Origin of the sequence: Pantoea dispersa (assembly GCF_035783935.1) — a bacterium.
GTDB lineage: Bacteria > Pseudomonadota > Gammaproteobacteria > Enterobacterales > Enterobacteriaceae > Pantoea > Pantoea dispersa_C.
Genome location: NZ_JALKOV010000013.1, coordinates 97,292 through 119,635 on the forward strand (window position 1 = coordinate 97,292; position 22,344 = coordinate 119,635).

The following is a 22,344-nucleotide window of genomic DNA, read 5'->3' on the forward strand; positions in this document are numbered from 1 at the left end:
TACCCTTCTGCTGCCGGTTGTGACAGGCTAAGCTAAGGGCATCAATATGCAGGGAGTCAACGATGGCTGAGAAGCTGACCTGGCACGATGTGCTGGCTGAAGAGAAAGAAAAACCTTACTTCGTGGAAACGCTGAAAGCGGTAGCCGATGAGCGTGCGGCGGGCGTGACGGTTTATCCGCCACAGAAGGACGTGTTCAACGCATTCCGTCTCACCGAACTGGGCGATATCAAAGTGGTGATCCTTGGCCAGGATCCCTACCACGGACCAAATCAGGCACATGGCCTGGCGTTCTCGGTACTGCCGGGCGTGGCCATTCCGCCGTCGCTGCTGAACATGTACAAAGAGCTGGAACAGGACATTCCTGGCTTTCAGCGTCCGCAACACGGCTTTCTGGAAAGCTGGGCGAAACAGGGTGTGCTGCTGCTCAATACTGTGTTAACCGTGGAAGCCGGCAAAGCGCATTCACACGCGCGCTTCGGCTGGGAAACCTTTACCGATAACGTGATCAGCGCCATCAATACTCATCGCGAAGGGGTGATTTTCCTGCTGTGGGGATCGCACGCGCAGAAGAAAGGCAGCATCATTGATGCGCAGCGTCATCACGTATTGAAAGCGCCACATCCTTCGCCGCTTTCGGCGCATCGTGGCTTTTTTGGCTGTCAGCATTTTTCCAAAGCCAATGCGCTGCTGAGCCAGGCTGGCCAGACGCCCATTGACTGGACGCCGGTGCTGCCCTGAAAACACAAACGGCCGCATCAGCGGCCGTTGTTGCACGGGAGCGGCTTAGCCTTTAGCTTTCGATACCGCAACCATCGCCGGACGCAGCAGGCGACCGTTGAGGGTGTAACCGCGCTGCATTACCATCAGCACGTGGTTTGGCGCCACTTCTTCAGACTCCATCATCGACATCGCCTGATGCACATCCGGGTTGAACGGCACATTAGTTTCGCCCACCACTTCCACGCCGAACTTGCGCACCGCACCCAGCAGTGATTTCAGCGTCAGCTCGATGCCTTCAATCATCGAAGCCAGCTCGGTATTCTCTTTATCCGCCACTTCCAGCGCGCGCTCCAGGCTATCAATCACCGGCAGCAGCTCGTTGGCAAACTTTTCCAGCGCAAACTTGTGCGCTTTTTCCACGTCCATTTCGGCGCGGCGACGGATATTTTCAATCTCAGCCTGCGCGCGCAGCTGGGCGTCACGCACGCCACCCTGCGCCTGCGCTAATTCCGCTTCCAGCTGGGCGATACGCTCATCACGCGGATCCACCTCAGTTGCTGTCTCCGCTTCCGGCTGCTGTTGTTCCTGTTGAATTTCGTCTGAGACTTGCTCGTTTGGGGTGTTCTGTTCTTTACTACTCATGAATTTCTCCGCGTTTTGCACATTCATCTCGCTGGTTGGCTTATTATGGGGATCAGTTTGACGGTTTCAAGTGAACCCATCACATTGCCTGGCCGTTTTGGCTTATGAGGAACACCCGCTAAATGAACAAACACTTTAACTGCATTGGGATCGTCGGTCATCCGCGCCATCCCACTGCGTTAACCACCCATGAAATGCTCTGGCGCTGGCTGACTGACAAAGGCTATGAAGTGATCGTGGAACAGCAAATCGCCCGCGAGCTTAATCTGCAGGATGTGCGTACCGGCAGCCTGGCGGACATCGGCCAGTATGCCGATCTGGCGGTGGTGGTCGGCGGCGATGGCAACATGCTGGGCGCCGCGCGCGTGCTGGCTCGTTACGACATCAAGGTGATTGGCATCAACCGCGGCAATCTCGGCTTCCTCACGGACCTCGATCCGGATAACGCGCAGCAGCAGCTGGATGACGTGCTGCAGGGCGATTATTTCGTGGAAAGCCGCTTTTTGCTGGAAGCGCAGGTATGCAAAGAAGAGTGTTCGCCGCGCATCGGCAGCGCCATCAATGAAGTGGTGCTGCATCCGGGCAAAGTGGCGCACATGATTGAATTTGAAGTCTATATCGACGAAGTGTTCGCCTTTTCCCAGCGCTCGGACGGGCTGATTATTTCCACGCCAACCGGTTCAACTGCCTATTCGCTGTCGGCGGGCGGGCCGATATTAACGCCGTCACTCGATGCGATTGCGCTGGTGCCGATGTTCCCGCACACGCTGTCGGCGCGTCCGCTGGTGATCAACAGTAGCAGCACCATTCGCCTGCGTTTTTCCTCACTGCGCAGCGACCTGGAGATCAGCTGTGACAGCCAGATCGCCCTGCCGATTCAGGAAGGGGAAGATGTGCTGATTCGCCGCAGCGCCAATCACCTCAATTTAATTCATCCAAAAAATTATAATTATTTTAATACTTTAAGCTCAAAACTCGGATGGTCAAAAAAATTATTCTGAAAAGGCCTGCCGGCTACTTTACTGGATAAAAAACCAGTTTATACTGTATGAAAAACCATATCTGTTTTTACATACAGGTGATTGTATGCTGGCACAACTGACCATCAGTAATTTTGCAATCGTTCGTGAACTGGAGATCGACTTTCATCGTGGCATGACAGCGATCACCGGCGAAACCGGCGCAGGGAAATCCATCGCGATTGATGCGCTGGGCCTGTGCCTTGGCGGCCGTGCTGAAGCAGACATGGTGCGTCAGGGGGCCAGCCGCGCGGATATCTGCGCACGCTTCCAGCTGAAAGCGTCACCCTCTGCCCAGCGCTGGCTGGTGGAGAACCAGCTCGACGACGGCAACGAATGTCTGTTGCGCCGCGTGATCAGTGCCGATGGCCGTTCACGTGGCTTTATCAACGGCACGTCCGTACCGCTGTCGCAGCTGCGCGAACTCGGCCAGTTACTGATCCAAATCCACGGTCAGCATGCACATCAGCTGCTGCTTAAAACCGATCACCAGAAACACCTGCTGGATGCCTACGCCGCGCACGACGATCGGCTGGCGGAGATGCGTCAGCACTATCAGCGCTGGCACCACAGCTGCCGCGCGCTGGCACAGCATCAGCAGCTGTCGCAGGAGCGTGAAGCCCGCCGCGAACTGCTGCAGTATCAGCTGAAAGAACTCAACGAGTTTGCGCCGCAGCCAGGCGAGTTTGAGCAGATTGATGAAGAGTACAAGCGCCTGGCGAACAGCGGTCAGCTGCTGTCCACCAGCCAGCAGGCGCTGCAAATTCTTGCCGACAGTGATGACACCAACCTGCAAAGCCTGCTCTACAGCGCGCGTAATATGCTGAGTGAGCTGGTCTCGCTGGACGATAAAGTTAGCGGCGTATTTAACCTGCTGGAAGAAGCCGCGATTCAGTTAAGTGAAGCCAGCGATGAGCTGCGCCACTACTGTGAACGGCTCGACCTCGATCCTAATCGCCTGTACGAGCTGGAGCAGCGTTTGTCGCGGCAGATTGCGCTGGCGCGTAAGCACCATGTTTCACCGGAAGCGCTGCCGGTGCTGTATCAGCAGCTGCTGGATGAAGCGGAACAGCTGTCGCAGCAGGAGAGCGATCAGGAAAGCCTGCAGAGCGACGTCGTGGCTCATCATCAGGCCGCGCTGGCCTGTGCCGAAGCCCTGCATCAGCAACGCGTTGCCTCGGCGCAGGAGCTGAGCCAGCTGATTACGCACAGCATGCGCACCCTTGCCATGCCGCACGGTGAGTTTGCCATCATGCTGGAATTCAATGCCGATCAGCTGACGGCCGAAGGTGCCAGCCGTATTGATTTCCGTGTCACCACCAACCCGGGCCAGCCGCTGCAGCCGCTGGGTAAAGTGGCCTCAGGAGGTGAGCTGTCACGTATTGCGCTGGCGATTCAGGTGATCACCGCACAGAAAATGGAAACTCCGGCGATGATTTTCGATGAGGTTGACGTCGGTATCAGTGGTCCGACGGCCGCTGTCGTTGGCCAGATGCTGCGCCAGTTGGGCGAATCGACTCAGGTGATGTGCGTAACTCACCTGCCGCAGGTGGCGGGCTGTGGCCATCAGCACTTCTTCGTCAGCAAAGAGACCGACGGTGCGATGACCGAAACCCACATGCAGCCGCTGGATAAGCGTGCGCGTCTGCAGGAACTGGCGCGCCTGCTTGGCGGCAGCGAAGTCACACGCAACACGCTGGCGAACGCAAAAGAACTTTTAGCAGCCTGACACCGCACTTTTTTCCGGCCTGGCGGTCATATGCTTGCTCTGTAGAGGTTTCCAATAGCTCAAAGGTTTATTATCATCGGCAGTCATATCGCCATAATAAAGCCTGCCGTATGCAGAGTTCAGAATTTGATGGCAACAAAACTGCCTGATGAAAGGCGTTTGGCCCCAGAAAAGGAATGTATAGATGCGCTGTAAAACGCTGACTGCCGCGGCAGTGGTAATGTTGATGATGACCGCCGGATGTTCCACCCTTGAGCGCGTTGTGTATCGTCCGGATATCAATCAGGGGAATTACCTGGTCGCCAACGACGTTTCGAAGATTCACACCGGCATGACGCAGCAGCAGGTTGCCTACACGCTCGGTACGCCGATGATGCACGACCCGTTTGGCAGCAACGTCTGGTATTACGTGTTCCGTCAGGAGCCAGGCCATGAGAGCGTGAAGCAGCAGACGCTGACGCTGACCTTCGACAGCAACGGTACGCTGACTAACATCGACAACAAACCGCGCCTCACCGGCACTGAAGACTGAGTGAGCCGCAACAAAAAAGGCGCCTGAGCGCCTTTTTTTAATGCCTGTACACTTACTTTTTCGTTGCCGCGCGCTCTGCCCGCTGCCGGCGCATCTCTTTTGGATCGGCAATCAGCGGGCGATAAATCTCTACCCGATCGCCATCCTGCAGCGTATCGCTCAGTTTGACCGGCCGGCTGAAAATGCCGACCTTGTTGCTGCTCAGGTCAATATCTTTGCGCAGCGTCAGCAGTCCGGATGCCTGAATCGCCTGCTCAACCGTCGCGCCCTCTTCCAGGCTAACTTCACGCAGATACTGTTTATCCGGTAGCGCGTACACTACTTCAACGCTGATGTCAGCCACGGTAAACCTCTTTGGCGCGCTGGGTAAACGCCTGCACCATGCTGTTGGCCAGCTCTTTGAAGATGCGTCCAAATGCCATCTCGACCAGCATGTTGGTGAATTCAAAGTCGAGGCTGAGCTCAACCTTGCAGGTATCGTCGCCGAGCGAGATAAATTTCCAGCCACCGGTCAGCTTGCGGAACGGCCCATCGACCAGCTGCATATGAATGCTCTGGTTATCGGTCAGGGTGTTACGCGTGGTAAAGGTTTTACTGATGCCGGCTTTTGACACATCCACCGCGGCGGTCATCTGGTTACCGCTGTTATCCAGCACGCGGCTGCCGGTACAGCCCGGAAGAAACTCAGGATAAGCATCCACATCATTCACGAGCCGGTACATCTGCTCAGCGCTATACGGGACCAGCGCTGAACGGCTAATCTGGGCCATAATGGTTCCTGTTGGTCACAAAACCGTTGAATTATACCATTTTAAGCTACTAAACAAAAATTCACGCCTTTGCCAGCTGTGCTAAAATAATGTGTTTTTTACCGCCCCGCAGGACAGGGGATGCGCCCACAGACTGAGTGATGTAGACTACGCCGCACTATGACAAAGAAAAAAGCTCACAAACCCGGTTCAGCCACTATTGCCCTCAACAAACGCGCTCGCCATGAATACTTCATTGAAGAAGAGTTCGAGGCCGGCATGGCGTTGCAAGGATGGGAAGTCAAATCACTGCGCGCCGGTAAAGCCAACATCAGCGACAGCTATATTTTGCTGCGCGATGGCGAAGCCTATCTGTTCGGTTCCACTTTTCAGCCGCTGGCGGTGGCCTCAAGCCACGTGGTGTGCGATCCCACGCGCAACCGCAAGCTGCTGTTGAACCAGCGTGAACTGGATTCCCTGTACGGCCGCGTTAACCGCGAAGGTTACACCGTGGTCGCGCTGTCGCTGTACTGGAAAAACGCCTGGGCCAAACTGAAGATTGGGGTGGCACGCGGTAAGAAAGAACACGACAAGCGCGCGGACATTAAAGATCGCGAGTGGAAGATGGACAAAGCACGAATTATGAAGAATGCCAGCCGTTAAGCACTGGAATCTTTTATAATTTTTTGCTAGAGTAAGAAGTTCTTGGGGCTGATTCTGGATTCGACGGGATTCGCGAAACCCAAGGTGCATGCCGAGGTGCGGTAGGCCTCGCTAAAAAACCGCAAAAAAATAGTCGCAAACGACGAAAACTACGCTTTAGCAGCTTAATAACCTGCTTAGAGCCCTCTCTCCCTAGCCTCCGCTCTTAGGACGGGGATCAAGAGAGGTCAAACCTAAAAGAGATCGCGTGGATGCCCTGCCTGGGGTTGAAGCGTTAAAACTAATCAGGCTAGTTTGTTAGTGGCGTGTCTGTCCGCAGCTGGCAAGCGAATGTAAAGACCAGACTAAGCATGTAGTACCGAGGATGTAGGAATTTCGGACGCGGGTTCAACTCCCGCCAGCTCCACCAAAATTCTTCAAAGATGGTTCCAGAGCCATCCGTAGAAGTCCTGAAAGCCCGCACGGCGCAAGCCCTGCGGGCTTTTTTGTGCCTTCAATTTGTCCCGCTAAGTCCGAAGAGAACTGATTAAATCCGAACCTTTTAAGCACCTTGTTAGGCACCTCATAAAGCTTTATTGTTTTTGAGGTGCCTAAAACTATGGAAACCCGGCAATGGCAAGACAAACCAAACCTCTATCCGTTAAGGAAATCGAATTAGCTAAACCCAAAGAAGCGGACTACGTTCTCTATGATGGCGATGGCCTTGAGCTTCTCATCAAATCCAGCGGGAGTAAAATCTGGCAGTTTCGCTACATTCGTCCTGTCACCAAGAAACGTGCTAAGAAGAGTATTGGCCCCTACCCGTCAGTCACACTTGCCGATGCTCGAAGCTACCGGGCAGAGGCTCGCGTTCTACTCGCAAAACAAATCGATCCTCAGGAGCATCAGCAAGAACAACTCCGCAGTTCACTTGAAGCCAAAACCAACACTTTCCAACTCGTAGCTGAACGTTGGTGGAATGTGAAGAAAGCTAGTGTGACCGAGGACTACGCTGAGGATATCTGGCGCTCGCTGGAGAGAGATGTTTTACCAGCTATTGGCGATATCAGTGTTACAGATATTAAAGCTCATACACTGGTTCAGGCCGTTCAACCGGTTCAGGTCCGAGGAGCCTTGGAAACTGTCCGTCGTCTTTGCCAACGTATCAATGAGGTCATGGTTTATGCTCAAAACACAGGTCTGATTGATGCAGTCCCCAGTGTCAATATTGGCAAGGCATTCGAGAAGCCTCAGAAAAAGAACATGCCGAGCATCCGTCCAGACCAGCTACCGCAACTCATGCAGACCATGCGTACCGCCAACATTATCCTGCCAACACGATGCCTATTCATGTGGCAACTTCTTACTATCACCCGCCCTGCCGAAGCGGCTGAAGCTCGCTGGGAAGAAATAGACATAGAAGCGCGAAAGTGGAAGATTCCTGCAGCACGCATGAAAATGAACCGCGACCATACTGTTCCATTGTCAGATGAGGCATTAGCTGTTCTGGAAATGATGAAGCCGTTAAGCGGCAACCGAGAATTTATATTCCCTAGCCGTATCAAGCCCAACCAGCCCATGAATAGCCAAACCGTTAACGCATCACTAAAACGTGCAGGTTTTGGTGGAGTGCTAGTTTCACACGGGCTACGATCTATTGCCAGTACGGCCCTCAACGAGCAGGGCTTTCCGCCTGATGTTATTGAGGCAGCTTTGGCCCATGTGGATAAGAATGAGGTCCGTCGTGCCTATAACCGCAGTGATTACCTGGAGCAGCGACGTCCAATGATGCAGTGGTGGGCTGATTTTATAAGGACAGCTGATAATGGTCTAACGTGGAAGAGCGAAATTAAAAGGCTCCAGCTAGTCAATTGATATGAACTAACGTAAACCTGCTTAGAGATTACTCTGAATGAAACCCCGCTTGACGAGCAGGTATACATCTAAAGATAAGGCAATGATTTAATAGATTTTTTTGCAAATGTTTGTAACTATAAATCTCATTGATCAGTATTTTTACTTATAACCACACCACATTAAATCCTCTTTAATTCAACACAATACAATCATTAAATGAGATTATTCCTTTTATGCTTTTCATGTTTAAAGTTAAAGGATAAGATGAAAATTATTCATTTTTTTCATTAAATCATTTTTTTCAACAAGTTAAGATCCACTTTACGCTTTTTAGAGGTAACTTTTAGAATTTGAAGCTGGAGGCTTGCAAAAAGACATGGTTTTACATACAGTAGTCCCCAGAGAACAAGACGGACGAGACTCATTTGGGCGTTATCGTGTTCAAGTCAGATCAGCCGCAGTAGCGTGTCTCCAAATTCTCTCGGGCAAAGCCATAGATCGTGTTTATTGTGACTTGCACGATGATATCGTTGTAAGGAAAAAAAACGTAAATGGTAACACCTACGTTTTTTACCAAGTAAAAACACGAGCCAAGCTCAATAAAAACTGGAGCTTATTAGAGGTTTTTGGAATTTACTCTTCCCGTAAAAAACCTGATGAATCCCTTATTCGGGACAGTTTTATTGGCAAAATGCTACTTCATACGATAAATTTCGACAAAAATTGTGAGTTCGTAGTATTTCAAACTAACATTCATAATGACGACAATATCGATGATGTTTTAGCTGATATTAAATCAGGAAAATTTAGCAATAAATACACAAAAATTCTTGTTGAAAAATTTAAGATCATTTCTGATATCTGCTCCACTTTTAAAGAGGATGAAATAAAATCACGATTATCAAAAATAAGATTCGAAAATGACGTACCATTTTTAAAAACTGATACTTCATTATTTTTGCCCATAGTTCGAGAAAAACTATATGAATATAGCGAGATTGATTTAACTCACATTGAGTTAGATGATATTACAATTAAATTACTTGATCTTATTTCATCGAAATCAGAAGGTGTAATTAAACCGTTTACTGAAGAAAATATAGAAAAATCGGCCAGTGTATCAATTGATGATCTGCTCCCTCTTCTAAGTATTTCTGAAGATGCATATAAAGAAATAGTAAGAGGTGAAGATCCTAAAGCCGTAAAATCCGCATCTATAATACAAAGAACATTAATAAATGCAGGTGGAAATTTAGATGATGTAACGTACTGTTCAAAGTGTAAAACTGATTGGGATCTTTGGTATAGAAATAATCGTCATTCTATATCCGAATTAGATTTAAGAGCTATTGTATCAAAAACTAGAAAAGTTCTAATTTCTGCTAAGATGAAAAACCCACACGGAATAACATTGGGTTCACTTCATCAGCCAATAAAAGAACTGTATAGTGAATTAGAAACAGAGAAAATAATTTACAACCTAACTCATGATATATTATTTGGAGCTATTTTCTCAGAAATAGTTAAGGATGGTGTATGAACTTCGATACGTTCTTGCAAGAGGGCAATGGAAAAGGCCTGATAATTCCTTTTAAAAATAGTGAATCTAGAGATAGCTCACTGGACAACGAAGCATTATTCCAATTACCTTTAATTAGTATCATTATATTAGTTCTAGCAAAAGACAGAAGTAAACCTAATGTTTCTGAATTAGGTCAGTTAGTTGGTGAGTGTATTGAAAAATGCTTTATTGGATTCAAAGCTTCTGATCAGCATATTGGTTGGTCAGCAAACCTAAGAATACGAACAGTCAAAGCAATTAGTTTCTTAGAGAAAGCGAATCTAATAATAATTAATAACAGAAAAGAAAAAGTTACTATCACTGATCTTGGTAAAAAAGTAGTGGATAGAGCTTTTAAGTGGGATCATAATCTAGAATATAATTTAAAATTAATTGCGAGATCCTATAGGAATATTCGTGTTTCACGACAACTAGATCTGGAGTTAATGTGAAATTTAAGAGCATAAAGATTTATTCTAAAGGTAACAATGGCCTTTCTTCTAATGATTATATGTTAGGTGAGCATGTTACTTTGTTATATGGACCTAATGGAAGTGGTAAGACTCCACTAATTAAATCCATAACTTATTGTCTTGGTTATCCTGAATTATTTAGGAATGATATTTATGAAAGATGTAGTCACTCAATTCTAAAAGTCGAGATAAATAACCTTGAATATCAATTCAAACGTTACTACGATCATAGTCAATTTCATTTAGAAATCACTGAACCACTAGGCAGTACTCAAACATTCTATGATGAACGTACTCATAGTGAATATATGTTTGAGCTATTAGGCCTTCCACATCTAAATTTAGTAACAAATAATAAGGAATTAACACAACCATATATATCCACTTTTCTCCCATTATTTTACCTTGGGCAAGATGATGGATATAATAAGATATACAGTGCTAAAAATAATTTTATTAAAGATCAATATGTTGAAATGGTCAGGTATGCGCTAGGTGTACCGCCCAAAAACTCCCCCTATCAGCAAAAAACGTTAAAGATAGAGAAACAAAAGCTCTCCAGCCTTGATGAGTTAATAAATAACACAACTAGCATTTACAAAGAAATCAAAACTGAATCCACAGAAATAACAACAAAATCACGAAAAGAACTTGAGCATGAACTCAAATTTCTCACAACAGAATTTGAAAGAATTAAAACAAGCAAGGATAATGTTAGCCAAGCTGATTTCGTTTATAGAAACGTAAAAAGAAACATACAAAATGATATATTTGATATTGATCAACAAATTTTAGAAATAGTAAAAAGACACAGTGCATTTGAAAAAATAATTTCAGATATTAATGTTGAGATTGAAACATTATCATTAAATGAGAGCGCCAAAAGAATATTTTTATCTTTTGACGAAATTTGTGGATCTGGAAATTGCAGATTATTCTCGTCGAGCTCTGAACATTATGCAAAGAACTTACTCTATCTTAAAGATCAAATAAAGGATTTAGAGAGGAATAAAACTCTTGATGAGTCACGCTTAACGCAGTTAAATCTTAATAGAGCTAGATTAGACAATTCTTTGCAAGAACTTATAAAGGTCAATGCTAACAATGATGAAAAAAATGATGTAAATTCTCTTATAGAGTCAATATCCATAATAAAAGATAAAGTATTTGAAATTCAATCAAAAATAAAAGATCTAGACAAACTATCACAACTGGAAAGCAAAATAATTTCATTGCAAAGTGATAGGGATGTAGTTATCGAAACAATAGCAAGCTTGAAGAGCGCTAACAATATTCCTTTAGAAATACTTAGATCAAGAATTGAGTTAAAAGATTTGTTTATAGAATGGCTAGACTGTTTGAATACATTGAACATAAACAAAGATATAAAATTTTCTGATGATTTTATTCCAGAACTAGGGAACGAAAAAATTACTCAATTAAGCGGGAGCACTCGGATTAGGGCTGTTTTAGCATATCATGCAGCACTTATTGAGCTTTTGCTGAGAAGAAATAGTTGTCGATTAAAATTACTGGTCTTAGATACTCCTAAACAACACGATATAGATAACCATGATCTTAATAGCTTCATGCTAAAATTAAAGTCATTATCTATTAAGTATGAACTCCAGATTATTTTTTCTACGACAGGTTATCATTATACAGGAGATAGTTCAGATAAAGAGTGGAATCCTACTCATCCTGGACCTAAACAGCTAATGTATCTTTACTAATTAATTAGAGGCACTTTTTAAGTGCCTTATTTAAAAATAATTGCTAAGTGAATACTACAGAGATCCTCATATGATACTTCGACAATATCAAATCAACGCTGATTTAGTTTTAAACTTATCCAAAAATTGTTTAGACCATGTACTTAATGGTGATATTACAGACAAGGTCTTTCAAATAAACGATAAAAGAATTGCGGAGAAAGTTATAACAGGTGGGTTACATTCTTATACGGGATGGCGCAATTTCTTATTGCGAAGACCTGGATTGAAAAAGGTCTCATTTTTTGATTTCAATAAAGATAGCGAATGGTATTATGAACGGGAACTCCAAAATGGAACAATACTTTTAAAATTACCTGAATCGGTCTTTACTTCCAAAGCAGCGAAGATGACCTTGTATCCAGAAAATAATTATAAGTCAGGTTATTTATGGAAAACTATCTTCCCTAAACACATAGATGAAAATAGTATTATAGATATACTTGATGAAGCATTGTCTAATATTAGTCAACTTGAATGTCGTGATGGTGAACTAATATGCTATTATAAGGTAGAAGTGCCTCTGGAATGTATGAGGATTTCAGTTTTATATCGCAACGGAGAGATCAATTCATTTTACCCAACATGGTCTCAACCGAATACAGGTAATAATGGGAAACCTTTTTCTTTTTTTGATAATATTGGTCATGTTGTTTCCGAGTCATCATTAATAGACACTACTGAACAACTTAACTTAGCGACTATTGGTTTATTTTCCTCACTGTCCCGTTTTTTAGACTTGCCAACACGCACTCCCAATGTTTTTTTAGATAGAAACAATTCTAATTTAACTTCAAGAAGTTGGGAATCCAAAAGAATCCAGATACTAAAAGATTATGTTGATAATTGTACTACCAACGATATAGAAGAAATTTATAAGTATGTTAATGATGAAGCAATATGTAAGTACCATGATAAGATAACCCAGCATGCTTATGAGCACTATTACCCAAATATTCAATCATCGGTTGTCTTTTATAATTCAATATGCTTAAACCAGAATATTTTTGAAAGTATTTATATTTTGTTTTTTTTCGATCAAAAACACAGTACAAATTTTTATTCTGAAACTGCATCTACTTTAGTATCTAATATGTTCACATCTCCATTGATTGATATGTGGGTAAAAAAAAGAATACATCACATTCTAATTAGCCTTACTTTAGACTATCATGATCTTAGTTTCCCAGCAAAATACTTAGATATGCTTGCAACCTCACCTACTCGCAGAGAACTTTTTTCTGAGTATTTTTATGGAAGCCATGAAAAGAAAAATAATTATCGAAGCGCCACTAATTTAGAAGATATTGGGAACTTATTTGGAATTATAAGCCTTTCTCATCAAAACCTACCAGTCTTATATTCTAACTTCCTTCATTATTTCTCGGAAAATTTAGGTGAATCGTATTCACTTCATTTTAATGATGACGAAAGGAAAAAATTTTTATGTGAATCATATCCTAACGAGCATTACATTTATTATGTAAAAGACACATTAAAATACTTTTCAACTGATATTTTCACTTCCTTTACATTTTATTTAAAACGCTACTTTAAACATTTCCACACCAATCAAAATCCTAAACCAGTGACACTCAGCCGAATAACTTATGAATATTTTAAATTACAAGTAGCCCAGCGGTATAGAATTAATTTAAATTACGCAAAGTATCATGGCGGTGCTATTATTGTAACATTCCCACCTAGATATGATGATGTATGCTCTGTTATTCTCAAGCATGAAAGAATATCTAACCGTCAGCTGACCGATGAATTAATGGCAACTACGAAAGAATATTTACATCATGTTAAAGATATTCAACTTGAGAAAACATTAAGAGACATTGAATCAAAAGACAGAAAAGAAATCCCCAGATTTCCAATTCCTTATGATTTAATCATCGATATGGTAAAAAAACCAGATGAACTGGACAAGGAGAGATTAAAGTTCTTGAAACTAATTTAAATATCAAAGAAGATAATTTAAAAACATATCTTGATGAGCTATAGTCAAAGTATATTTTTTTAATATTACACTTAAAAAAATATAGACAAATTATGGAATGCAAACTTATGGCCTTTGGACTAAGCAAACTATCTAAAGGTCCTAAAACAGAAACTGACTTTACCTAATTGTTCTGTATGATGGCAATATTAACAGTTTAATTAGAGAATAAATACTGAACTAACTAGACACATGATCATTGAATGAATGAGGAATAAACCGCAGCATTATATAAACTATTTCATTAATGTTCATTTTTATTAATTTTCGTACTATCGAAACTCAGAGCCATATTGTAATAGTTATTATTATCAAGATACCACGGAGTAATGAACTTTTGATTCAACAAAAGAAAGCAATAATATTTAATTTGAGAGTAACGTTCTTTTTTTATAGATTTATATCGGAGATAAATGCTCCGAGCTGATACACTAAAACCATACCCAAAATACTTCAATCTTATTTTTTCTGAAATAGTCCGACTATTATTTTCCTCATAATAAATGGCCATCTCAGGTTCCTCATCATGTTCGCATGCAATATCAAATGCCCCCAGAGTTCCCAGCCAACTTCCTTGGGTTCCGCTAAACATACGTTTATGAAGATAATATTTATTCATATTCTCAAGAAAAACCTCCACATCCCTAATATTAATATCGCCTTTGCATTGAAAACTCACAAAAGATCGCCTCCCCTCCCCCATAAACCAATCATCAACAAACCTTTTATAGTAATCAGAAATATGTTTTTGCTCTAAGGCAGACATTCTTGGGTCAGGAGATGGTAACGTAATCGTATTGTTGTTTTTTAGCGATAATATTACCGCTACCGCTCGTTGTGTAAGTACACCCGTTTTAGTTCCACGCACTTTTTGAGATTTCCGGGTTTTCAGTTATCAGCCGGTATTCTTCCGGCGTCAGGTTATTCGGGGATTCATGAGGGCGCTCGCTGTTATATTCAGCCAGCCAGCGCTCTGTAATTTCCCGTGCTTCATTCAGCGTTCTGAACAGATAAAAATCCAGTATTTCTGTCCTGTACGTACGGTTGAACCGTTAGATAAAGGCATTCTGCGTGGGCTTGCCGGGCCTGATAAATTCCAGCATCACACCATGTTCTTCTGCCCATTGTGCCAGCGTCAGCGAGATCAGCTCCGGACCGTTATCCATCCGCATTTTCAGCGGATATCCGCGGTTTGCCACGATCCTGTCCAGCACTCTCACGACCCGCTGCGCCGGGATATTCAGGTCAATCTCGATCGCCAGTGCTTCTCGGTTAAAATCATCCACCACGTTGAAGGTCCTGAAGCGCCTGCCGCACACCAGCGCATCGTGCATAAAATCGATGGACCAGCTCTGGTTCATCGCCTCCGGCGTCGCCAGCGGAGCCGGATTACGCACCGGCAGGCGCTGTTTTCCCTTACGGCGAAAATTCAGTTTCAGCAGGCAGTAAATACGGTGAACCCTTTTATGGTTCCAAGTATTGCCCTGCCTGCGCAGCACCTGAAAAAGTTTTTTAAATCCGTATCGTGGATAGCGTTCAGCCGCCACGGTCAGCGCCATAATCACCGGCTCATCACGTCGCGTATCTGGCTGATAACGAAATACCGTCCTGCTCAGCGACAATGTCCTGCATGCCTGACGTAAGCTCATGGCAAACTGCGCGGTCAGATAGCTGACCAGCTCACGCTTTATCGCTGGTTTTAAAGCTTTTTTTCAATGACGTCTTTCAGGGCGCGGCACTCGAGACTCAGGTCCGCAAACATCTGTTTCAGCCGGCGGTTTTCATCTTCCAGGTCTTTCATCTTTTTGATATCAGAGGCTTCCATGCCGCCGAACTTCGCTTTCCAGTTGTAGAACGAGGCTTCAGAGATCCCGGCCTCGCGGCAGACATCCTTAACGGTGCGTCCGGCTTCGACGGACTTCAGAACGGCGATGATCTGGTGTTCGGTGAATCGTGCTTTGCGCATGGCGATCTCCTCCGGGGACATAATCAGTATGCCGGAAGATCTCTAAATGTGAATGGTCCGGTTAACCGGGGTACTTACACCTGCACAAAAAATCGCACGAAGTTTTAGGGTTGCGCTGCTGCCCCACCTTTTTCTCTAGCCGACTAGTGCACTTAGCACACCTCGTTTCTTTATCCTCTGCGCTGTGCCAGTATTACACTTGGCTGGCCCCTACGGCACACCGCTGCGCACTTATGCCAGAAACCTTCACAGAAACGGTACAATTCACTTACAGTTTATTCCTAATGCCCTGCGTTGCACTCTGTGCCACTCTTAACTACGCTCATAACACTTATGATGCTTAATGAGGGAATATATTATGAAAAAGACGATTATTGCGTTATCCGCCATTCTTCTGACTTCTACGGCGTTTGCCGCCACACACGCAACCGATGAAACCGTCGCTGACGCCAAAGCGGGCGCCAATACGGCGAAAGAGAAACTGCATCAGGCGCAGCATCAGGGTGAAGAGCAGCAGCTCAAAGCTAAACATGCTGCCGAAGGTAAAAGCGATAGCCTGACCAGCAAAGCGAGCGAGAACTCGCAGAAAGCCTGGAACAGCACCAAAGAAGGCACTGAAAAAGGTTGGGACGCCACCAAAGAAGGCGCGCAGAAAGGCTGGAACAAAACCAAAGAAGGTGCCAGCGATCTGAAGAAGAAAGTCTCTGAGTAATTTCTTCTAAAGTAGACAGCGATTGCTCTGCATTCATTTGAGTCAAAAACGCCTGGTGCACTGCATCAGGCGTTTTTACATCATAAGGATATTAATCCGCAGCGAACTTAGTTAAATTTCATTCGCAGGAGCTGCTCTCGCGGCATGGCAAATGGGATGGATTTGGCGCTGATGCAAATAGTTAATGATGTATCTTTGGTTGAGGTGCAACACGCAACGGACCGCGAACAGGCGAAATCAGAGGTATTACTCAGCGGTAGTTCTACCGGCATAATCATCCCCGGAAAAATCCTTGAGGCAGCAGTCAAAGTTACTGATAACCGCTATGTGCTGTTTGTCACGGATGATGTGCTCTACGAGGAATCACTGACTATTGTGCTAATTGATTCCTCTCAGGGCATTCAGGAAATTGTCACTATTGGCAATGAGTATAACTCCGGCACATTTGAGCAATTGCATATCAGTGACCATTCACTTCAGTTTCGTTTTATCGGTGATTATATCTGGGGCCTGACACTGGAAGATTCACCGAAATTCCAGTTGCCATTTTTCAGCGATCCGAAAGGTGTCTCCCGCAGTAAAGCATTTACCCGATTCATGAACATCTCGGCTTTACCCGCGTGATAAACACGAACTCATTCCCCCAAAAGGCCGCGATGCGGCCTTTTTTGTGCCTGCCAGCAACCGGATTGATACAAAACGCTGCGATCCCGCTCCTGGATTCGGGCAAATTCCTAATCAGTGATTGATTAATAAGCAGGCTGCGCGAATAGTAAGCGAACCGGCCATCGGGTGCCGGCACAAGGAGAAAGCACATGGGATATTACGTACTGAGAAAAAGTGATACAGCATTGTCGCAGAAATACTGGTTTGTGCTTAAAGCCAGCAACGGCGAAACCATCGCCACCAGCGAGATGTACAGTTCTAAACAGGCGGCGGAAAACGGCATCCGCTCGGTGCAGCAGAACGGTGCGTCGACCACCGTTCACGATGAGACCTGACTTCGCGCAGCCTGCGCAGTGATGAAAGAAGGGTTGTCACTGACCGTACAATAAGCCCGGAACCTAAAATAGCGGCGCAATGTATTACGCAATGAATCGCGCCGCTAAGCATCTCCGGCGAGCGGGTACCACGCAGTACCACAGGCCCCCACCCTCAATCGCCACCGACGCTTTGCATCGGCCGGCCTTTGCCCCTACACTTGCCGCATCGCCCTTAACCATTAATTAACTTTATGTCCGATACATTTCAACGCCAGCCGCTGCCCTTGCCGAATGGCCACAATAAAGTGCTGCTGCACTCCTGCTGCGCTCCCTGCTCGGGCGAAGTGATGGAAGCGATGCTGGCCTCCGGCATTGATTACACCATCTTCTTCTATAACCCGAACATCCATCCGCTGAAAGAGTACGAGCTGCGCAAAGAGGAGAACATCCGCTTTGCCGAGCAGTTTGGCGTGCCTTTTGTTGATGCGGATTATGACAAAGAAAACTGGTTCGAGCGCGCGCGTGGCATGGAGTGGGAGCCAGAGCGCGGCGTGCGCTGCACCATGTGTTTCGATATGCGCTTCGAGCGCACCGCGCTGTACGCGCATGAGCACGGTTTCCCGGTGATCACCAGTTCACTCGGCATTTCGCGCTGGAAGAATATGCAGCAAATCAATGACTGCGGCGTACGCGCGGCGGCGCGCTATCCGGATATGCTGTACTGGGAGTTTAACTGGCGTAAAGGCGGCGGTTCGTCGCGCATGATCGAGATCAGCAAGCGCGAGCGCTTCTATCAGCAGGAATACTGCGGCTGCATCTATTCGCTGCGTGATACTAACCGCCACCGCGTGGCGAGCGGTCGTGAACGTATCGAAATCGGCGTGCAGTACTATTCGCCGGATGAGTAAGAAAAAAACCTGCTGGCGCAAACCAGCAGGCTAATCATTACCAGCTCAGCAGCTGGCCGCAGTAATCCACGTAATGATGGCCGCCGCGCCCGCTAAACTGTTGCAGCTGCGTGACCATGCCCTGCGCACTCTCGATGACGGTAATATCCGCGCCCTCGCCGCCCATATCCGTTTTTACCCAGCCCGGATGCAATGACAGCAATGTGCTGCCCTGCGCGCGCATCTGCGTCGCCAGCGAGCGGCTCAGCATATTCAGCGCCGCTTTGCTGGCCGAGTAGAACGGCATCGCTGCGTCACGGTTCTCGTTGAGGCTGGCGAGACGCGACGTGGTCAGGCCCAGTACGCTCTGTTTATCGCGCAGCAGCGGCAGCAGGCTCTCCGCCAGGCGCACCGGCGCCACCGCATTGGTCAAGAACAGCTCGCTGAGCTGCGCATCGTCCACGTCGCGCAGCTGCGGTGCCTGCGGACCGATAATCCCGGCGTTGATCAGGATGCAATCAAAGGGTTCGTCGCCGAGCTGCCGGACCAGCGCGTCACGCTGCGTGCCATCGGTGATATCCAGCGCCAGCCACTGCAGCTGCGGATGCTGAAACGAAACCGCCGTGGAACGGTAGGTGGCGGTCACCTGCCAGCCCGCCTGCAGCAGCTGCTGCACCACCGCCAGGCCAATGCCTTTTGACGCCCCAATAATCAATGCTCGCTGTTGTTGGCTCATCTGTTCCTCGCTGGTTGCTGTACCACGAAAAAGGGCAGGATACCCTGCCCTGTTGTCCTTACCGGAACACTAACGTTAGCACGACGATGACCACCATAATTATCAGCAGGTGGCACACCGTTTTATCCAGGTTGCGTTGTTTCATTGCGCCTCCTGCACTCAGAACCACTGGCCAAAGCGCTTGATGTACAGCGTTTTCATGCCCTGCGCCACCAGGCAGTAGCCGAGCAGCGTGGCCAGCAGCCAGGGGAAATAGCTCCATGGCAGCGGCACCAGGCCGACCATCGCGCCGAGCGGCGAGAACGGCAGCAGAATGCCGGCAATCATTACGCAGGCGGTGGTCAGCAGCACCGGCAGCGCCGCACGGCTCTGGATAAACGGAATCTTGCGCGTGCGCAGCATGTGCACCACCAGCGTCTGCGACAGCAGCCCTTCCACAAACCAGCCGGACTGGAACAGCGACTGCATCGCTGGGGTATTCGCCGCGAACACGTACCACATCAGCGCAAAGGTGGTGATGTCAAAGATGGACGACGTTGGCCCAATCCACAGCATAAAGCGTTTGATGTTGCGCGCGTCCCATTTGCGCGGTTTGCGCAGGAACTCGCGATCCATTTTGTCCCACGGCAGCGCCAGCTGTGACAGATCGTACATCAGGTTCTGAATCAGCAGGTGAATCGCCAGCATCGGCAGGAACGGGATGAACGCGCTCGCCACCAGCACCGAGAACACATTGCCGAAGTTGGAACTGGCGGTCATGTTCAGGTACTTGATGATGTTGCCGAACGTCTCGCGCCCCTTCATCACGCCCTCTTCCAGCACCATTAAATCCTTTTCCAGCAGGATGATGTCAGAAGACTCTTTAGCGATGTCCGCCGCGCTGTCGACCGAGATCCCCACATCGGCGTCACGCAGCGCCGGCGCATCATTGATGCCGTCACCGAGAAAACCCACCGTATGGCCCTGCTGCTGCAGCGCACGCAGAATGCGTGACTTCTGCAGCGGCGTCAGTTTGGCAAACACCGAACTGCGCGCCGCGGCCTGCGCCAGCTGCTCATCGCTCATCGCCGCAATCGCCTCGCCGGTGAGGATCTCGCCACAGTCGATGCCCACCTGCTGGCAGATGCGCGCCGTCACTACCGGATTATCGCCGGTCAGCACTTTGACCGTTACGCCGTTCTCGTTCAGCGCGGTAATCGCCTTCGCCGCACTCTCCTTCGGCGGATCGAGGAAGGTCAGCAGCCCTTCGATGGTCAGCCCCTGTTCATCCGCGACGCTCAGCGCCTGTTGCAGGCCCGGCTCCGCCAGCGCACGGCTGGCCACCAGCAGCACGCGGAAGCCCTGCTGATTGTACTGATGCGCCAGCGCCAGCAGCTCCGCGCGACGGGTTTCATTGAGCGGCTGAATCAGTTTGCCTTCGCGCTCGGCACTGGCAATGCTCAGCATCTCCTCGACCGCACCCTTACAGATCAGCATCTGCTGGTTGAGGCGGCGATCGCGCACCACCACTGAAACGCGACGCCGCACAAAATCAAACGGCAGCTCATCCACTTTGCTGTAGTAGTCGCTCATGTCCGCGCTGATGCGCCCTTTGCCGTAGCGCAGGATGGCGCGATCCATCAGGTTTGGCGTGCCGCTCTGGTAATAGCTGTTGAGCCAGCTCAGCATCAGGACGCGCGAGTTCTCTACCCCGGCACAGTCGAGATGGTGCTCGAGGATAATGTTGTCCTGAGTCAGCGTGCCGGTTTTGTCGGTACACAGAATGTCCATGGCGCCGAGGTTCTGGATCGCGTTCAGGCGTTTGACGATCACTTTACGGCGCGACATAGCAATCGCCCCTTTGGCCAGATTCGAGCTGACAATCATCGGCAGCATTTCCGGCGTCAGCCCCACCGCTACCGCCAGCGCGAACAGCGAAGCATCCAGCCAGTCGCCTTTGGTCAGGCCGTTAATCAGCAGCACCACCGGCACCATCACCAGCATGAAGCGAATCAGCAGCCAGCTGACGCTGTTCACGCCGCGATCGAAGGCGGTTTGTGTGCGGTTACCAACAATCGATTTCGCCAGGCTGCCGAAGTAAGTTTCCCCGCCGGTGGCGACCACCACCGCTTTGGCGCTGCCGCTGGAGACGTTAGTGCCCATCAGGCATACGCTGCCCAGTTCCAGCAGCGACGCATCTTTGTCACTGGCGCTGGCCTGCTTGCTGGCCACGTGGCCGGTGACGTCATATTTCTCCACCGGCAATGATTCGCCGGTCAGAATTGCCTGGCTGATAAACAGATCGCGTGAGTCGAGCAGCCGCACATCGGCTGGCACCAGATCGCCCGCCGAGAGATAGATGATGTCACCCGGCACCAGGCTGGTAATGTCCACTTCCTGTTTCTGCGGCGCCTGCTGCGCCGATTCCCGGCGCAGTACGGTGGCGGTGGTACGCACCATCGATTTCAGCGCCTGTGCCGCTTTGTTGGTGCGGAATTCCTGCCAGAAGCGCAGCAAACCGCTGAGCGTTACCATCGTCACAATGATGATGACACCGGTCAGATCGGTCTCCTCGCCATGGCGCAGCGGCATCCAGTAGTCGGTGAAAAAGCTCACCAGCGCCAGCGCCAGCAGCACATAGATGAACGGATTATTGAAAGCCTGGATCAGCTGCACCAGCGCCGGTGGCGCTTTATCATGTTCCACCTGATTGCGACCATAAATCTGCAGCCGCGCTTCCGCTTCGCGCTCCAGCAGTCCCAGCGCATCGCTGCGCAGGCGCAGCAGCGTTTCGTCGGCGGTAAAAGCGGCTTCATCTTCAATCAGATAGCGTGCGGTTTTCTGACGTGCCGGGCGCACGGTGTTCCAGGCTTTTTTTTCCTGGTTGAGTTTCATGTCAGTCATGATGACATTCCTCGTTTATTTTTTTACGGCAATAACGGTCCCTGTGCGCCAGGCGCACAAGTTGAAAGTATTAATTGTCACGGCGTGACCGGATTAAATTAAAAATAACCTGTCGGGAATTTCCATATTACCTCCCGGAAATAATGGGCGAACAAAGTCGCTCGCTGAATAACGAGTGAAATAACATAATCCTGGATAACGCTGCGCGCAGCAGCAGCCTGAAGCGGCTTAACGCGCAGGGACGCTCAGCACGCTGAAGATCAGCGCGCGCATCGAGGCGGAGGAAAAAGGGCGTTTAAAATCATGTGCATGATGCTATTCCCACGGGCATCAACCCGTAACTGTGTCATTATCAGGGAACAATCATCAGAAAGAGGTGAGGATTGCTGCCCGCCATGTTGGCAAGCAGCGACAAAAGAATTCGCGCGTCAGCTTGCCTTGTATTGCCATCGATAAGGGTGACTGTCCAACTGA

General features: G+C 47.9%; 20 protein-coding genes, 1 other RNA gene and 1 pseudogene. 15 read left to right on the forward strand and 7 right to left on the reverse strand.

Annotated features, from left to right (window positions below):
• Positions 1–62: 62 nt before the first annotated feature.
• The gene (ung, locus tag MXF20_RS20960) at positions 63–740 is read left to right on the forward strand and encodes a uracil-DNA glycosylase (protein ID WP_238562004.1); all 678 of its coding nucleotides are present in this window, start codon (positions 63–65) and stop codon (positions 738–740) included.
• A gap of 45 nt (positions 741–785) precedes the next feature.
• Here the strand turns inward: ung and grpE are convergent, their stop codons facing one another.
• On the reverse strand, positions 786–1,364 hold the full coding sequence (gene grpE / locus MXF20_RS20965; RefSeq protein ID WP_031279366.1) for a nucleotide exchange factor GrpE: 579 nt from the start codon (positions 1,362–1,364) through the stop codon (positions 786–788).
• Between the two features lie 122 nt (positions 1,365–1,486).
• On the opposite strand from grpE, the gene nadK reads away from it, so the two are divergent.
• The 3 genes from nadK (at position 1,487) to bamE (ending at position 4,644) form a co-directional block, all read left to right on the forward strand.
• Positions 1,487–2,365: an NAD(+) kinase gene (gene nadK, locus MXF20_RS20970; protein WP_325971251.1), complete on the forward strand. Its 879-nt coding sequence runs from the start codon at positions 1,487–1,489 to the stop codon at positions 2,363–2,365.
• Between the two features lie 85 nt (positions 2,366–2,450).
• The gene (gene recN / locus MXF20_RS20975) at positions 2,451–4,112 is read left to right on the forward strand and encodes a DNA repair protein RecN (protein ID WP_325971253.1); all 1,662 of its coding nucleotides are present in this window, start codon (positions 2,451–2,453) and stop codon (positions 4,110–4,112) included.
• Positions 4,113–4,296: 184 nt separating this feature from the next.
• Positions 4,297–4,644 carry an outer membrane protein assembly factor BamE gene (gene bamE, locus MXF20_RS20980; RefSeq protein WP_021506509.1) on the forward strand — a complete coding sequence of 116 codons (348 nt, stop codon included), beginning with the start codon at positions 4,297–4,299 and terminating at the stop codon, positions 4,642–4,644.
• A 52-nt stretch (positions 4,645–4,696) separates the two neighbouring features.
• On the opposite strand, the gene MXF20_RS20985 is transcribed toward bamE, so the two are convergent.
• Both MXF20_RS20985 and MXF20_RS20990 read right to left on the reverse strand, forming a co-directional pair.
• Positions 4,697–4,987: an RnfH family protein gene (locus tag MXF20_RS20985; protein ID WP_021506508.1), complete on the reverse strand. Its 291-nt coding sequence runs from the start codon at positions 4,985–4,987 to the stop codon at positions 4,697–4,699.
• Positions 4,980–5,414, reverse strand: coding sequence for a type II toxin-antitoxin system RatA family toxin (locus MXF20_RS20990; protein ID WP_325971254.1), 435 nt, complete (start codon positions 5,412–5,414; stop codon positions 4,980–4,982). Before MXF20_RS20990 ends, MXF20_RS20985 begins: the two co-directional genes overlap by 8 nt.
• A 159-nt stretch (positions 5,415–5,573) precedes the next feature.
• Here MXF20_RS20990 and smpB point away from each other — a divergent pair, with 159 nt between their 5' ends.
• From smpB to MXF20_RS21025, 7 genes are all read left to right on the forward strand, one after another.
• A complete protein-coding gene (gene smpB / locus MXF20_RS20995; protein ID WP_021506506.1) occupies positions 5,574–6,056 on the forward strand; it encodes an SsrA-binding protein SmpB in 483 nt (160 codons plus the stop codon).
• A gap of 44 nt (positions 6,057–6,100) precedes the next feature.
• Positions 6,101–6,465: a transfer-messenger RNA gene (gene ssrA / locus MXF20_RS21000) on the forward strand.
• A 203-nt stretch (positions 6,466–6,668) separates the two neighbouring features.
• Entirely contained in the window at positions 6,669–7,910 is a 1,242-nt protein-coding gene (locus tag MXF20_RS21005) for an integrase domain-containing protein (protein WP_325971255.1), read from the forward strand.
• A gap of 346 nt (positions 7,911–8,256) precedes the next feature.
• The gene (locus tag MXF20_RS21010) at positions 8,257–9,432 is read left to right on the forward strand and encodes a dsDNA nuclease domain-containing protein (RefSeq protein ID WP_220089227.1); all 1,176 of its coding nucleotides are present in this window, start codon (positions 8,257–8,259) and stop codon (positions 9,430–9,432) included.
• Positions 9,429–9,905, forward strand: coding sequence for a hypothetical protein (locus tag MXF20_RS21015; protein WP_112900096.1), 477 nt, complete (start codon positions 9,429–9,431; stop codon positions 9,903–9,905). The genes MXF20_RS21010 and MXF20_RS21015 overlap by 4 nt, the downstream gene beginning before the upstream one ends.
• Positions 9,902–11,659 (forward strand): AAA family ATPase, encoded by a 1,758-nt coding sequence (locus MXF20_RS21020; RefSeq protein WP_325971256.1) that lies wholly within the window; start codon positions 9,902–9,904, stop codon positions 11,657–11,659. The genes MXF20_RS21015 and MXF20_RS21020 overlap by 4 nt, the downstream gene beginning before the upstream one ends.
• A 70-nt stretch (positions 11,660–11,729) precedes the next feature.
• Positions 11,730–13,664 (forward strand): hypothetical protein, encoded by a 1,935-nt coding sequence (locus MXF20_RS21025; RefSeq protein ID WP_325971257.1) that lies wholly within the window; start codon positions 11,730–11,732, stop codon positions 13,662–13,664.
• A 283-nt stretch (positions 13,665–13,947) separates the two neighbouring features.
• On the opposite strand, the gene MXF20_RS21030 is transcribed toward MXF20_RS21025, so the two are convergent.
• Positions 13,948–14,571 (reverse strand): hypothetical protein, encoded by a 624-nt coding sequence (locus tag MXF20_RS21030; RefSeq protein WP_325971258.1) that lies wholly within the window; start codon positions 14,569–14,571, stop codon positions 13,948–13,950.
• Positions 14,558–15,669: pseudogene (locus MXF20_RS21035) on the reverse strand (IS3 family transposase). The gene MXF20_RS21030 and the pseudogene MXF20_RS21035 overlap by 14 nt, the downstream one beginning before the upstream one ends.
• Positions 15,670–16,027: 358 nt before the next feature.
• Between MXF20_RS21035 and MXF20_RS21040 the strand changes: the two are divergent.
• The 4 genes from MXF20_RS21040 (at position 16,028) to MXF20_RS21055 (ending at position 18,272) form a co-directional block, all read left to right on the forward strand.
• Positions 16,028–16,381: a hypothetical protein gene (locus tag MXF20_RS21040; protein ID WP_021506488.1), complete on the forward strand. Its 354-nt coding sequence runs from the start codon at positions 16,028–16,030 to the stop codon at positions 16,379–16,381.
• 144 nt (positions 16,382–16,525) lie between these two features.
• Entirely contained in the window at positions 16,526–17,005 is a 480-nt protein-coding gene (locus tag MXF20_RS21045) for a hypothetical protein (protein ID WP_227746452.1), read from the forward strand.
• A gap of 191 nt (positions 17,006–17,196) precedes the next feature.
• On the forward strand, positions 17,197–17,382 hold the full coding sequence (locus MXF20_RS21050; RefSeq protein WP_125310779.1) for a YegP family protein: 186 nt from the start codon (positions 17,197–17,199) through the stop codon (positions 17,380–17,382).
• A gap of 233 nt (positions 17,383–17,615) precedes the next feature.
• Positions 17,616–18,272 (forward strand): epoxyqueuosine reductase QueH, encoded by a 657-nt coding sequence (locus tag MXF20_RS21055; RefSeq protein ID WP_325971260.1) that lies wholly within the window; start codon positions 17,616–17,618, stop codon positions 18,270–18,272.
• A 37-nt stretch (positions 18,273–18,309) separates the two neighbouring features.
• Here MXF20_RS21055 and MXF20_RS21060 read toward each other — a convergent pair whose 3' ends face one another.
• Together MXF20_RS21060 and mgtA are read right to left on the reverse strand one after the other, a co-directional pair.
• Complete coding sequence (locus tag MXF20_RS21060; RefSeq protein ID WP_325971261.1) at positions 18,310–18,987, reverse strand: SDR family oxidoreductase; 678 nt, start codon at positions 18,985–18,987, stop codon at positions 18,310–18,312.
• 159 nt (positions 18,988–19,146) lie between these two features.
• Complete coding sequence (gene mgtA, locus MXF20_RS21065; protein ID WP_325971262.1) at positions 19,147–21,870, reverse strand: magnesium-translocating P-type ATPase; 2,724 nt, start codon at positions 21,868–21,870, stop codon at positions 19,147–19,149.
• Positions 21,871–22,344: the final 474 nt, after the last annotated feature.